This window comes from Gammaproteobacteria bacterium (assembly GCA_009838035.1).
Lineage (GTDB): Bacteria > Pseudomonadota > Gammaproteobacteria > Steroidobacterales > Foliamicaceae > Foliamicus.
In genome coordinates, this window is the sequence record VXSK01000028.1 from 174,866 (window position 1) to 188,227 (window position 13,362).

The window sequence follows — 13,362 nt, forward strand, 5'->3', positions numbered from 1 at the left end:
GGTATCAGGCGTGGTGGCAGGCCACCCTGGCGCCGTTGTCCAGCGTCCTGAATTCCGGCTCCTGCTCGCTACAGAGGTCGGTCGCGATGGGGCAACGGGTCCGGAACACGCAGCCGGAGGGCGGAGCGGTGGGAGAGGGCAGTTCGCCGCTGAGGATGATTCGCTCCGCTTGCCGCTGCGCCGCGAGGTCCGGCACCGGAATTGCGCTGATCAGGGCCTGCGTATAGGGGTGCGATGGGGACTCGAACAGGGCGTTTCGGTCGGCGATTTCCACGAAATGGCCCAGGTACATCACCAGGACCCGGTCGCACACGATCCGCACCACCGACAGGTCGTGACTGATGAAGATGATCGAGACCCCATGCTTCTCCTGAAGGTCCTTGAGCAGTTCGATGATCTGCCTGCGGGTGGACACGTCGAGCGAACTGACCGGTTCGTCGCAGACAAGCAGCCTGGGCTTGAGGATCATCGCCCTGGCGATGCTCACCCTCTGGCACTGGCCGCCACTGAACTCATGGGGGTAGCGATTACGGTGTTTCCGGTCCAGACCCACGTCCCGCAAAGCATTCAGCACCGCGGCATCGCGGTCCTCGCGGCTCATGTCCGGGTGAAAGCGCCGCAATGGCTCGGCGATGATGTTGCCTATCGTCATTCGGGGGTTGAGGCTGGACAGCGGGTCCTGGAACACCACGCTCAGGTCCCTGCGCCGCTCGTTCATCGCCTTGCGGCTCAAGCCGGACAAGTCTTCTGCCTGCCAGGCGATGCGCCCGCCGGTGGAACCGATGAGTTGCAGGACGGCGCGCGACAGCGTCGATTTGCCGCAGCCCGACTCGCCGACTATGCCGACGGTTTCGCCCTCGGCGACCCTGAACGAAACGCCGTCAACGGCCTTCAGCGGCACGGTTCGGGAGCGAAGCCCGTCCTGCACGCGGGTGGGGAAGTGCACCTTGAGGTCGTCAACGCGCAGCAGTGCGTCGCTCCTGGCGCCGGCTTCGGATGACAGCCCCTGAGGCCCCGCTTGCGAGCGCTTGTCCGGGCGGGGCAGGTCGGCGAGCAGCGTCCGCGTGTACGGGTGTTCCGATGCGTTGAATATCGCTTCGATCGTTCCCCTCTCCACGATGCGACCGGCCTGCATCACCAGAACCCTGTCGCACAGTCCGGCCACCACGCCCAGATCGTGCGTGATGATCACGATGGTCGTTCGCTTTTTCAGCGACCTCAGGAAATCCAGGATCTGCGCCTGAATGGTGAGGTCCAGCGCCGTGGTCGGCTCGTCGGCAATCAGCAGGTCCGGCTCGCACAGCAACGCCTGGGCGATCATGACCCGTTGCCGCTGCCCGCCGGACAATTGGTGCGGATACATGCCGAACCGGCGGCGGGGCTCGGGAATCTGGACGATGTCGAGGACCTCGAGCGCCCGCGCCTTCGCTTCCTTCCTGGTCATTCCGGAGTGCTGGCGCAGCACTTCGCACAGTTGCGCGCCGATGCGCATGAACGGGGTCAGCGAGGCCATCGGGTCCTGGAAGACCATGGAAACCCTGCGGCCCCGGATCCGGTTGAGCCGCTCGGCGGGTGCGTTGAGGATCTCCTCCTGCCGGAACCTGACGCTGCCGCTTGCGACGGCGTTGTCGGCCAGCAGGCCCATGAGGGCCATGGCGGTCTGCGTTTTTCCGGAGCCGGACTCGCCCACGATGCCGATGCAGTCTCCGGCGTGAACCTCGAAGCCCACGCCGTTCACCGCATCGACCTCGCCGGCGTGCGTCTGAAAGCGCACGTGCAGGTCCTCGCAGGCCAGAAGCGGCGCGCTCATCGTGTCCGGTCTTTCGGGTCCAGCGCGTCGCGCAGGCCGTCGCCGATGAAATTGAAGCAGAACAGCGTCATGACGAGAAACGACGCGGGAATGATCAAGAGCCAGGGCGCCGTGCCGATCTCATCGGCACCCTGCGAGATCAGCCGTCCCCAACTGGTGTAAGGCTCCTGCACGCCCAGCCCCAGGAAACTCAGGTAGCTTTCCACGATGATGTTGATGGGGATCAGCAGCGTGACGTACACGATGACCGGCCCGATCACGTTGGGGATGATGTATTTCAGCAATATTACGGGCATCGAAAGGCCCGCCGCCCTGGCCGATTCCACGTACTCCTTTTCCTTGATGGAAAGCGTCTGCCCACGCACGATGCGCGCCAGCGTAAGCCACTCCACGGCCCCGATGCACAGAAAGATCAGCAGGAAACTGTTGCCGAAGACGGTCACCAGGATGATCACGAAAAAAAGCGCGGGCAGGGAATACAGCACGTCAACGACGCGCATCATGAGCTCGCCCGGCGTACCGCCCCGGTAGCCCGCAATGGCGCCGTAGGCCACGCCAATGACCAGCGCGACGAGGGTCGTCAGCACTCCGATGGCCAGGGAAATCCTGGCGCCGTAGAAGGTCCGGGAAAACATGTCGCGCCCGTTCACGTCGGTGCCGAACCACAGGTGGTTGTCGGTGGTCGGCGGGGACTCCAGGTAGTCCCAGTTCACGTCATCCAGGCTGTTCGGCCAGAACTCGGGGACCAGGACCGCCAGGACCGTGATCGCGCCCACGATCCACACGCTCGCCATCGCCGCGCGGTGGCGGCGGAACCGGGCCATTGCGTCCTGCCACAGGGAGCGGCCGGGCGCGAGTTGTGCACCGCCGCGGGCCGCGGTTTCGCCGCTCGTGGTGGCCGGCCGAGTCATCCGGGACGCACCCTGGGGTCCAGGTAGCCGTAGATGATGTCCGCCAGCAGATTGAGCAAAATGATCAGCGTGGCGTACACGATGACGATCCCCAGAATCAGCGAATAGTCGCGGTTCAAGGCGCCCTCGACAAAGGCGCGTCCTATCCCGGGCAGGCCGAATATCGTTTCGATCACCACCGAGCCGGTCATGGCTCCGGCAATGGCCGGCCCCAGGTAGCTGACCACCGGCATGCAGGCGGGCCGCAAGACGTGCCGGGCGATCACTTTCCATTCCGGCAGGCCCTTGGCGCGCGCGGTGCGGACGTAGTCGGCGTTGAGCGACTCCAGCATCGAGCCGCGCGTGATTCGCGCGATACCCGCCACGGTGGGCAGCGCCAGGGCCGTGACCGGCAGGATGATGTGCGCGAACTGGCCGTTGTTCCAGCCGGACAGCGGCAGCCAGCCCAGGTAGAGTCCGAAGAACAGGGTGAGCAGCGGCGCCGTGACGAAGGTCGGGATGGCCACGCCGGTCATGGCGATCGCCATTACGGTGAAGTCCACCGCCGAGTTCTTGCGCAGGGCGGCCACAATGCCGCAGAGCATTCCGGCAAACAGTCCTGCGAATATGGCCGTGAGCCCCAGTTGCGCGCTCACCGGCAGGCCTTCGGCGATCAGTTCCGCAACGGTCCGGTCACGGTAGGCCAGCGATGGCCCCAGGTCGCCGTTGGCCAGCCGCCACAGGTAGTTGCCGTACTGCTCCAGCAGCGGCTTGTCGAGATCGTAGGCCTTGCGCAGGTTTTCCGCGGCCGCGGGGTCCAGGTCCGGGATCAGGTCGAACGGGCCGCCGGGCGCGATGCGAATCAGGAAGAAGGCTAGCGTAATGATGACGAGTAGCGTGGGTACGGCTACCAGAAGCCTTCTCAGCGCGTAGTTCAGCATGCGGCGGCCCGCGAGGTATCCCGATACTCGGAAAGGCTCAGCAGCGAGCACTTCAGCCCGGTATTCAGCTCGCTCACCACCTCTCCGGTGGCGATGTCCCTGCGTTGCAGCAGTCCGTGCAGGAAGTTGCTCAGGTAGAAGTGCTTGCCGTCAAGGGCCGGTTTGGCGCGCGTCCAGCCATTCTCCAAACGTACTTCGTAGTTCCGGAGTATTTCTCCGCGGGCACTGAAGAGAACAGCCCCCGAACCGCACGCCATCAGCACTTCTCCGCCGGGTAGCAGGCCCATGCCATAGGTCCGCATGGCGTCGTCTTCCCCGAACGTGATGAAATCGGAAAGCTGCCGTCGTGATTCGGTGTCGTATCGGCAAAGTCGCCGGCCGGCTTCCGAGACGTAGTAAACGGTCCTGTCGTCGGAGTCCAGGGCCAGGTTGCTGATGCAGTGCCGGCCGCCGCGGCCTCCGTCGATTTCGACCTCGTGGAAGCTGACCGCCCTGGTTTGCGGATTGAACCGGATCAGCTTTCCGTCGCCGTGCTCGTCCTGGACCGGCGCTCCATAGAAGGAGTGAACGCCGGTCAGGATGTCGCCGTTGCCCGCCAGCGCCATGTTTCCGTAACGGCGCTCGGGCAGGTAGCCGCCCAGGCGGTGCTGCGCGCCGGAGGCGTCGTAGGCGAGGATGCTGTTGCGTTGCGGGTTGGTGGCGTACAGGCGCCGGTCGCTGGGGTTGTAGAGAAGGCCCACGAGCATTCCCTCCTCGCCGGTCCACAACTCGCCCCTGGCGTTGAAGTCCCGGTCGTAGTGGACAATCCGGCACTCTCCGGAAATGCCTTTCCTGTAATCGATATGACTCTGGTCGATCTCGTTCAGCACCAGGAAGAGATCGCCCGGCTGCAGGTCATTCAGGTTGGCGGTGTCGCGGCGTCCCGTCAGGTCAGGGGCCTCCGTTCAGCCTGAGGTCCTTGGCCATCTTCGGCGCCGTGGAATTCGTCCAGCCCTCCACGCGTTGGTTCACCAGGAAGGCCCGCGACTGGAAATGCGACGGGATGACGGGAAAATCCTGCATCACCCGCTGCTCGATCTCCCGCAGGTAGGCGGTCCGCTCCTCGTCCGAGCGGATGGTGTCGGCATGGGCCAGACGCCGGTCGATGTCCGCATTGGAGTAACCGGAATAGTTTCTGAAGCTGTCGCCCCGGATGAGTGCGAAGAACGACACCGGATCGTTGAAGATCGCATAGTAGGTCAGCCGCATCACCTGGTATTCCCGGTCCGCCGCCTTCTTCATCAGCGCCCGCATGCCAAGGGTTTCCAGTTCGGCCTCCACTCCGGCCTGTTTCCACATCGAGCGATAGGCCACCGCGAGGCGGCGGTCCCGCTCCACCGGGGAGAACACGAAAGTGAATCTGAGCGGATTGCTCCTGTTGAAGCCGGCCTCGTTCAGCAACCGCCGGGCTTCGGCCAGCCGATCGTCCGGGGACATCCGGTTGAATGCCGGAGGTTCGGAGGGGTCTTTCCAGATTGCCGTGGGGACGACCGACCAGGCCGGCTCGTCACCGGTCCTGAGCAGTTTCTCCACGATGACGTCCCGGTCGATGGCCAGGGAAAGCGCCTTGCGCACCCTGACGTCATCAAAAGGCGGAAGGGTATTGTTGATCGACAGGTAGCCCAGGCCGATGCCGCGCGCAATTTGGAATTCCCCGGGTCGGGTCTCCTTGAGGTTTTCGTATTGATTGAACGGGATGTTGAGAATCACGTCCAGTTCGCCGGCGAGGTACCGTTTCAGCGAGGTGGTGGGCGAGGGAACCGGGTAGTAGAAGACCTCTTCGATGGACACCGTGTCCGCGGAGTGGTAGTGAGGATTTTTCACCAGTTGGTAGTAGGTATTGGTGACCACCTTGCTGAGCATGTAGGCGCCGTTGGTGACCATGGTTCCGGGCTGTGTCCATTTCCTGCCGTGAGCCTCGATAACGTGCGCGGGAACGGGAGCATTGCTGTAGGAAGCCAGCAGGCTGATGAAGTACGGCGCAGGACCCTCAAGGGTGATTTCCAGCGTGGTCGGATCGACCGCCTTTACGCCCAGGGAATCTACCGGTTTTTCGCCCACCGAGATGGCCGTTGCGTTGAGAACCGGGAACAGCGCGCTGGCGCCGCGGGTGCCGGATTGGGGATCGAGCATGCGCCTGAAGGAATAAACGAAGTCCCCGGCAGTAATCGCCTTTCCGTCCGACCACTTCGCGTTGCTCTTCAGGCGAAAGGTGTAGACCCTCCCGTCCTCCGATATGCTCCAGCTTGCGGCGATGGCAGGCGCCAACGCTCCATCCGGCGCCCGCGTCACCAGGCCCTCGAACAGGTCATACATGATCGCCCCGGCCGAGTTGCCGACCACGTACTGCGGGTCGAATGTGGGCAACTCGTCGTTGGTCCCTCGCCGCAGCACGCTTGCCTCAAGCTCCGGCGCCTGCAGCGGAGCGAGCAGCGGCAAGGCTGCGAGCATGCTTAGCGCCATGCGCCTCATGCCCGACACTTTACCCTCCGTGGCCGCTTGTGTCTTGCGGCCGGCGCCGGCCGCGGTCGCTAGCGCGCCATCAGCACCACGATCCGGCCCGGCCCGTCGGCGGATGGATGCTGGATATAGACGTCCTCCTTGCCGTCACCGTCCAGGTCGGCGATCCTTGCATTGCGTTCGTCGCCGGGCAGCGGCGCCGCTACGGTGATCGGGCGCGCCGCGACCGGCTGCTTTCCCGGCACGCCGAGAAACACGTTCAATTCGTCCCAGCGTTCGCCGATCAACAGGTCGGAACGGCCGTCGCCGTCCACATCGCCTGCGAGGATGGTCGGAAACAGGGGCCCGCGCTTGTCAAGCGGCTTGAACGGGCTGCGTACCCGGCGCGTCCAGTCCGGCTTCCCGGTGTGTTCACCGTCCCGGATCCGATAGAACGCAAGATCGATTGAAACGGAATTTCCGACCATGGCGCCGACCATGTTGCCGAGACCGATGTCCACCGCGCCAATGGCGGCGTCGTTCACGCCGTCGCCATCGAAGTCGAAGAAACGCTGCGACGCGTAGCCCCAGGGCTGCAGACCGCCCGCCTTTCCGGGCGATTTGAAGGAGGCGTCGGCGGTGGCCGGGAAACTCACACCGTCAGGCGCCGGACGGCCGAAGTGCACGTTGTAGCGGCCGCGCAGCCGAAACGGGCTGCGCCCCTCCAGCGTCAGTGTGACCAGATCGGCCACCTCGTCGCCGTTGAGATCATGGAATCCCTGCAGGATCGTGTGTTCCGTCCGGGGTCCGAACCCAAGCAGCATCGACGGCACGCTCGCGTCTCCGAACTGGAAGGCGAGTCCGTAGGAACCGTCGAAGTCGAACTCCACCTCGGTGGTGAAGGCTCCCGGCGGACCGTCGTACCCACCGGACTCGTCCTGCCGGTAGGCCAGGAATCGGTCCCCGTCCCAGAATACGAGGTCCTGGCGCCCGTCAAGGTCGAAATCGAAGTGGTGGACGCGGCTTAAGTACCAGGACAGGTTTTCGGAGGTGATGCCGGCATGCGCGTAGGTGCGCTTGTCCCCATAGGCCTTCGCATTCGCAAAGGGATCGCCGGGTCCCAGTTTTTGCACCGGGCCGAAGGAACCGTCCTGCGACTGCAGAGCGAGCCAGAATCCGTCGGTGTCCGGCAGCAGCAGGTCGTCCAGCCCATCGCCGTTCAGGTCGCGCGCGATATCCAGATGCGGTATGCCATCCTCGTGCGAGGCACGATAGGGGATTCTCAGGTCAATGAGGGGGCGCAGCTCGCCCGATTCCGGATCCAGCCACTCGACGCTCCCTCGCCGATAGGTGATGAGGCGGTCGTACCCCGCAATCCGGGCTATGTCCACGAAAAGGACTGCACGATCAAGCGGGCCGTCAAGGGCCGTTGACCATTCCCCGCCGGCCCGTGCGATCAGCCGTAACCGGAGTGACCGGGACGGGTCCACCATGACCGCGGCAAGCTGGGCGCGCCCCGAGCCGTCGAAGTTTCCCGCCAGGACGGTCTGGTGCATCGCCTCCGGCGTTTCGATCTCATGCATCTCGAAGAGCGCGTTGTCCCCTTGCTTGGTCTGGGTGGAAGTGCACCCGGTGAGGGCCGTGGCTAGCGCCGCTACGGCAACAATCCAGTACGGAATCATGGGTGGCCTCCCTCTATGGATCTTGCGCCGCAAACTAACGGTAGAGTCCACAATATGCAACCGAAATCGTAAATGTGTCATACTCTTGACCCGAAAGGTTCCAAATGGTGATACCTCATGGTTCAATCAAAGCGACTCGTGAATGCACTGAAGGAGACCCTGAAGGCTCGTGACATCACGTACGCCGAGGTCGCCGGGCACCTCGGCCTGTCCCTGAGCAGTGTCAAGAGGCAGTTCTCCACCAAACGGTTCTCGCTGCACCGGCTCGAGCAGGTGTGCGACCTGGCGGGCATCGATCTCCTGGAACTGGCCCGCCTTGCGGAAGAAAGGCGTCTGCGCGTCGCTTCGTTGACAGAGGACCAGGAGCGCCAGCTCGTAAGCGACCCCGCGCTGCTGCTCACGACCGTCTGCGTGCTCAACCGCTGGACGTTCGACAGGATTGTCGAGCGTTACGGGTTTTCGACGGTTCAGCTGACCAATCTGCTGGTGCGGCTTGATCGTATCGGCCTGATTGAACTGTTGCCCGCGAAACGCATCCGGCTGCGCGTCGCGCGCAACTTTGCCTGGCTGCCCGGCGGGCCGATACACCGTTATTTCGTGGACAGTGTGCAGGGCGAATTCCTCTCCGGCGAGTTCGATCCCGACCGCGACCTGCACCGCTTTTCCTGGGGCATGCTGGCGGACCCGTCGGCCGCGCAGTTGCGCGCGAAGATCGCCGAAGTGATGGACGCGTTCGACGATCTGACCCGCCGCGACGAGGTGCGGGCGGACGCCGCTGCTGCGGGGACCTGCTTTCTCGTCGCGCTGCGGCGTTGGGAACCGACCGCGTTTCAGTCGTTTCGGCCCTCGAACCTCGCCGATGCCGGATAATGCGCCGGTCGTTACTTCACGAGGGGACGCCGTGTCGAGAACCACGCTGAGTCGAACTGCCCTTGCCGCGCTGGCGTGCAGCGCATTGCTGATGGGCTGCGGGCAGCAGCCGGAATCCGGGCACAGCGAGCAGGAGCCCCGGTCTTTTGCGCAGGTTGCGACCGTCCAGGGCGAAGTACAGGGAACCGCCGACGATGGGCTGGTGGAATACAAGGGCATTCCTTACGCCGCGCCGCCCACCGGCGATCTGCGCTGGCGCGCGCCCCAGCCGCCGCTTGCGCGTGACACGGTCCTCGTCGCCGACGATTACGGCAACCGGTGCATACAGCGGCCGGCGACCGAAGGCTTTGCGATGAACGACGCGTTTACCCAGCCGCAGAGCGAGGACTGCCTGAATCTGAACATCTACCGCCCGGACAACGGCGATGCACGACTGCCGGTGATGGTCTGGATTCCGGGCGGCGGGCTGGTGGCCGGTTCCGGTTCGCGGCCGGTCAACCATGGGGGAAACCTGGCCAGGCTCGGCGTGGTGGTCGTGGCGATCAACTATCGCCTCGGCAGTTTCGGCTTCTTTGCGCATCCGGAGCTGTCGGCGCAGGACCCCGACGGCGGACGCCTGTTCAACTACGGGCTCATGGACCAGATCGCCGCGCTGGAATGGGTGCGGGACAACATCGGGGCGTTCGGGGGCGATCCGGAGAACGTAACGATCTTCGGCGAATCGGCCGGCGGCTATTCGGTCTTTGCCCTGGTCGCGTCGCCGGCGGCGCGGGGTTTGTTTGCGAAAGGCATTTCACAATCCGGTTACGGCCGCAGGGGGCAGCCGCGGGTCGCTTCCCTGACAGGCGAGGGCGAGGCGTCCATCGAAGAGATGGGCGTGGAACTGGCGGAGCGGCTGGGAACGCCCGAGGCCGGCCTCGACGAACTCAGGTCACAGCCCGCGGAGAAGATCGTCGATGCGACCGACTTCAGCAACTTCATCGCCCTGGCCACCGATGGCGTGGTTCTTGTCGATGACCTCTGGCCCGTCTACGACCGGGGTGATGCGGCGACGGTGCCGCTGATGATCGGCGCCACCGACTCCGAGTTCACGATGGGCCCTCCGGAGGCGCAGCGTGCGCAGCTGCTCCGCTTCATGAGCGAGAACGTGCTTGATGAAATGACGCCTTTCTACGGCAACGAAACGCAGCGCAACACCTACATGTACAGCGAATACGTGTTTCATGCGCAAAATCGCGGCGTTGCCGTGGCGCACGAGAAAGCCGGCAATGCCGTCTACGCCTACCGGTTCGCGATGCCGGGTGTGGACGTGGAGCAACGCGAACTGAACGGCGAGACGATCTACGGCGCCTATCACGCCGGCGACCTGCCGTACATGTTCGGCAATTTCACCGGCGATCACTACGATCCGACCGAGCCGGACGAAACGCAGCGCGCCGTTTCGCAACAGATGATGCGCTACTGGACCAATTTCGCCCGCACCGGCAACCCCAACGGCGAGGGCCTGCCGGAATGGCCGGCGTACCAGAACCAGAACACACTCTATTTCACGCCCGCCGGCGTTGAGTCGCGCAATGACTCCTGGACCGAGCGCCTCGACGCATTGAACGAAATCGCGGGCATGTAACCCGCTGGAAGTGGGTCGTGGTTTCGCAACCTTACGGCAGGACAGACGGAATGTCCGTTTGGGCGAAATCGCCACCCTTGAAGAGTAGAGGCTCCCCCGTTACGGACGCCAGGGCGTAAGCGAAGCAATCACCGAAGTTCAAGCCGGCCGGATGATTTCCCCTTCCGAACAGGCGCCACGCCTGGCGCGCCGCCTGGGCCTGTTCCGTGGTTACGGGCGTCAACTCGATTCCGGCAGCCTCAACAAACGAATCCAGCTCCCTGGCCGCCGCGTGACCGCCACGTGTCTCCAGGACAATGGATGCCTCGAGCAGGCTCGCCACCGAAATGCGGCAAGCCGAGGATGCGGCTATGGCGGTCGCATAGGCGTCCGAGTCTTCCTCGCCGAAAAGGATCGCCAGCACTGCAGAGGTATCCGCGATCACTTCGGCAGGCCGCTGTCGTTATACAGCAAATCACCGTGTTCAACGGCGGATACTCCAGGCTCCAGCAATGCAGCGCAACGCCGAGACACGGCCCTGATATCGCTAAGACGCTGCTCCTGGCCGCGCTCGCGCCTTTCCCGTTTCAGGCGTTCCCGCAACGCGACGGTTATTGCCCCCGTCTTGGTTTCACCCGTAAGCTCGGCAAGTTCCGCCGCAAGCCGGCAGGTTTCGGCATTCTTGATGTTGAGACCCACAGATGCGCATAAGGTAGATTGACTGATAATCATTCTACCTTTCCAATGGCCGCGGAATCTCAAGCTCCTTCTTTTCGAGGCTCACTTTGCTCATTTCCGACGTCCTGCAATCCAATTTGTAGAGCATATCTGCGCCATCTGAGAAAGCAGGTTGAAAAGTATGCGCGTTTCAATAGTTTTGCGTAGCTGAAACCTGGCTGTCGCGGGTGTGCCCACGGACGCAAAACAGCTCTGCCAAAAGGGCGGCTACTGCAGCGGGGCGGTTGTGCCGGGCAGGCGAGCATCGGGCTCCTCGACGCGTTGAACGAGCTCGTGGGCTTGTGACGGGCGCTCTATAGATCGGCGCCTGCCTTGATAGGCGCCCGCCTCCGGCGCGGCATCCAGCCTCCGTCGGCCCATTTCATGGCGGCGAGAGCTCCCACGCCGAACACCACGTAGGCCGCGATCAGCGCGTAGAGCGTGCCATCGAAGATGTAGGCCACGAACGCTCCCAGCGGAACCGAAACCAGCGTGGAGAGCGAGGCGATCACCGCCGCGCCCACGCCGGCGATGTGCCCGAGGGGCTGCATGGCCAGCGCCCCCAGATTGCCGAACAGCAGCCCGATGCACACGAATACGAACAGCAAATAGGCCATGAAAAGCCAGAACGGAAGCACTCCGTCGAAGACGAACGCCAGCCCCAGGCCCACGACCGAGGCGATCGTGGCCAGGGACATGGCCCCCCGCGACAGCTTGCGCATCCCGTACTGCATCACCAGGCGGCCGTTGACGAACGTCGCGACCCCCACCGCCAGCGCCAGCACCCCGAAATAGAAGGGAAACAGCGCGCCGGTGCCGTAAACGTCCTGGAAGATCTGCTGCGATGTGCTCAGGTAGGCCAGAAACGGCGCGAACACGCAGCCGCTGGCCAGCGTGTATCCCAGCGCGATCCGGATCTTGACGACTTCCACCGCCGTCCTGCCGATCGCGCGCGGGGAGAGCGGCCGCCGGCGCTCCGAGGGCAGCGTTTCGGGCTGGCGAATCGCGAACCAGAGAAAGCCGACCGCGGCGACGGCAAAGAACACGGCGAATATCGCGCGCCAGCCGCTGAGATACTGGATCCACTGGCCCAGCGCCGGGGCGATTGTGGGAACGATGATGAATACGCCCATCGTGAACGACATCAGGCGCGCCATCTGACGGCCCGCGTACTGGTCGCGCACCAGCGCCATGACCACCACCCGCGGCGCCGAAACGCCAATGCCCTGCAGCACGCGCCCCGCGATCATCATTTCGAAGCTGCGCGCGAAAATGCTCATCAGGCACCCGGCCATGAACAGCACGAGTCCGGCATGGATGGCCGGCTTGCGCCCGATGCGGTCGGAAAGCGGGCCGAAAACGATCTGGCCCATGCTCATCCCCAGAAACACCGCCGTAATGACGAACTGCACGTCGTTGCGCTGCGCCACCCCGAGGTCCTCGCCGATCGCCGGCAGCGCCGGCAGCATCGCGTCGATCGCCAGCGCCACCAGCGAAATCAGCAACGCGATCAGCGGCACGAATTCGCCCGTACGCAGGGCAGGGGTGGCGGCAGGCTGGCTCATTCTTCCTCTTGGGGTTTCGGCGCCGTGCGCGTCAAGAGGACGCCGGCGCAGATCGGACGGAAAAGACCCGTCAAATTGTACGCTCCCCCGGAAAGAGGGCGTCCCGCCCTCAAGAAAGGGCAGAATGCCGGCTCATGAACGAGCCCGGCGATCAGATCGTCCCGCACTGGAACGAGGCGCGTACCGCGTTGCTTCGCGCCGACCCGGTGCTTGCAAGGCTGATCCGCGCCGCCGGCGCGTCGATCCTGCAGCCGCGCAACGACGCGTTCTATTCGCTGTCGCGCTCCATCGTCGCGCAGCAGATTTCCGTTCATGCCGCCGAAGCCGTCTGGCAGCGACTGCTCGGAGCAATTGGCGATTTGACGCCTGGCGCGGTTTGCAATCAAACGGAAGATGCAATGCGCGCGTGCGGCCTGTCGCGGCGCAAGGCGTCCTATCTCGTGAACCTGGCGGAGCATTTCAGGGATCGCGCACTGGGCGGTAATCCATGGCATCGCATGGACGACGAGCAGGTCATCGAAACGCTGGTCGAGATCAAGGGCATCGGCCGCTGGACCGCGGAAATGTTCCTGATCTTTCACCTGCTGAGGCCGGACGTGCTGCCCGTCACCGACATCGGCATCCAGAAGGCGGTCGCGCGCCACTACAACGGCGGGGAGCGTCTGGCGCCCGAGGAACTGATCGCCATCGCGGAGCCCTGGCGCCCCTGGCGGTCCGTGGCCTCCTGGTACCTGTGGCGCAGCCTCGACGCGATCCCCGTCGAATACTAACGAAGTTATAATGATCATTATATAGAAGGAGGA

Annotated in this window: 12 protein-coding genes; 3 read left to right on the top strand and 9 right to left on the bottom strand. The window is 64.1% G+C overall.

What is annotated here, in order from left to right:
- Positions 1 to 4: 4 nt before the first annotated feature.
- From F4Y72_11770 to F4Y72_11795, 6 genes are all read right to left on the bottom strand, one after another.
- Positions 5 to 1,135: an ATP-binding cassette domain-containing protein gene (locus tag F4Y72_11770; protein ID MXZ28963.1), complete on the bottom strand. Its 1,131-nt coding sequence runs from the start codon at positions 1,133 to 1,135 to the stop codon at positions 5 to 7.
- Positions 1,136 to 1,806: 671 nt separating this feature from the next.
- Positions 1,807 to 2,721 carry an ABC transporter permease subunit gene (locus F4Y72_11775; GenBank protein MXZ28964.1) on the bottom strand — a complete coding sequence of 305 codons (915 nt, stop codon included), beginning with the start codon at positions 2,719 to 2,721 and terminating at the stop codon, positions 1,807 to 1,809.
- A complete protein-coding gene (locus F4Y72_11780; protein ID MXZ28965.1) occupies positions 2,718 to 3,641 on the bottom strand; it encodes an ABC transporter permease subunit in 924 nt (307 codons plus the stop codon). The genes F4Y72_11775 and F4Y72_11780 overlap by 4 nt, the downstream gene beginning before the upstream one ends.
- On the bottom strand, positions 3,635 to 4,510 hold the full coding sequence (locus F4Y72_11785) for an SMP-30/gluconolactonase/LRE family protein (GenBank protein MXZ28966.1): 876 nt from the start codon (positions 4,508 to 4,510) through the stop codon (positions 3,635 to 3,637). Before F4Y72_11785 ends, F4Y72_11780 begins: the two co-directional genes overlap by 7 nt.
- Positions 4,511 to 4,571: 61 nt before the next feature.
- Entirely contained in the window at positions 4,572 to 6,161 is a 1,590-nt protein-coding gene (locus tag F4Y72_11790) for a peptide ABC transporter substrate-binding protein (GenBank protein ID MXZ28967.1), read from the bottom strand.
- 50 nt (positions 6,162 to 6,211) lie between these two features.
- A complete protein-coding gene (locus tag F4Y72_11795) occupies positions 6,212 to 7,882 on the bottom strand; it encodes a VCBS repeat-containing protein (protein MXZ28968.1) in 1,671 nt (556 codons plus the stop codon).
- Positions 7,883 to 7,918: 36 nt separating this feature from the next.
- Between F4Y72_11795 and F4Y72_11800 the strand changes: the two genes are divergently transcribed.
- Both F4Y72_11800 and F4Y72_11805 read left to right on the top strand, forming a co-directional pair.
- Positions 7,919 to 8,671 (top strand): helix-turn-helix transcriptional regulator, encoded by a 753-nt coding sequence (locus tag F4Y72_11800; protein ID MXZ28969.1) that lies wholly within the window; start codon positions 7,919 to 7,921, stop codon positions 8,669 to 8,671.
- Positions 8,661 to 10,298 carry a carboxylesterase family protein gene (locus F4Y72_11805; GenBank protein ID MXZ28970.1) on the top strand — a complete coding sequence of 546 codons (1,638 nt, stop codon included), beginning with the start codon at positions 8,661 to 8,663 and terminating at the stop codon, positions 10,296 to 10,298. Before F4Y72_11800 ends, F4Y72_11805 begins: the two co-directional genes overlap by 11 nt.
- Positions 10,299 to 10,329: 31 nt before the next feature.
- Here F4Y72_11805 and F4Y72_11810 read toward each other — a convergent pair whose 3' ends face one another.
- From F4Y72_11810 to F4Y72_11820, 3 genes are all read right to left on the bottom strand, one after another.
- On the bottom strand, positions 10,330 to 10,722 hold the full coding sequence (locus F4Y72_11810) for a type II toxin-antitoxin system VapC family toxin (GenBank protein ID MXZ28971.1): 393 nt from the start codon (positions 10,720 to 10,722) through the stop codon (positions 10,330 to 10,332).
- Positions 10,719 to 10,976 (bottom strand): PSK operon transcription factor, encoded by a 258-nt coding sequence (locus tag F4Y72_11815; protein MXZ28972.1) that lies wholly within the window; start codon positions 10,974 to 10,976, stop codon positions 10,719 to 10,721. The genes F4Y72_11810 and F4Y72_11815 overlap by 4 nt, the downstream gene beginning before the upstream one ends.
- 332 nt (positions 10,977 to 11,308) lie before the next feature.
- Positions 11,309 to 12,610 (bottom strand): multidrug effflux MFS transporter, encoded by a 1,302-nt coding sequence (locus F4Y72_11820; GenBank protein MXZ28973.1) that lies wholly within the window; start codon positions 12,608 to 12,610, stop codon positions 11,309 to 11,311.
- Between the two features lie 83 nt (positions 12,611 to 12,693).
- Here F4Y72_11820 and F4Y72_11825 point away from each other — a divergent pair, with 83 nt between their 5' ends.
- Complete coding sequence (locus tag F4Y72_11825; GenBank protein ID MXZ28974.1) at positions 12,694 to 13,329, top strand: DNA-3-methyladenine glycosylase 2 family protein; 636 nt, start codon at positions 12,694 to 12,696, stop codon at positions 13,327 to 13,329.
- The last annotated feature ends 33 nt before the right edge of the window (positions 13,330 to 13,362 follow it).

Bases quoted from the DNA above. Each gene is read 5' to 3' on its own strand.
- F4Y72_11825 (MXZ28974.1), top strand. From the start codon at position 12,694: ATGAACGAGCCCGGCGATCAGATCGTCCCGCACTGGAACGAGGCGCGT.
- F4Y72_11780 (MXZ28965.1), bottom strand. From the start codon at position 3,641: ATGCTGAACTACGCGCTGAGAAGGCTTCTGGTAGCCGTACCCACGCTA.
- F4Y72_11770 (MXZ28963.1), bottom strand. From the start codon at position 1,135: ATGCAGGCCGGTCGCATCGTGGAGAGGGGAACGATCGAAGCGATATTC.
- F4Y72_11805 (MXZ28970.1), top strand. From the start codon at position 8,661: ATGCCGGATAATGCGCCGGTCGTTACTTCACGAGGGGACGCCGTGTCG.
- F4Y72_11775 (MXZ28964.1), bottom strand. From the start codon at position 2,721: ATGACTCGGCCGGCCACCACGAGCGGCGAAACCGCGGCCCGCGGCGGT.
- F4Y72_11800 (MXZ28969.1), top strand. From the start codon at position 7,919: ATGGTTCAATCAAAGCGACTCGTGAATGCACTGAAGGAGACCCTGAAG.
- F4Y72_11795 (MXZ28968.1), bottom strand. From the start codon at position 7,882: ATGACACATTTACGATTTCGGTTGCATATTGTGGACTCTACCGTTAGT.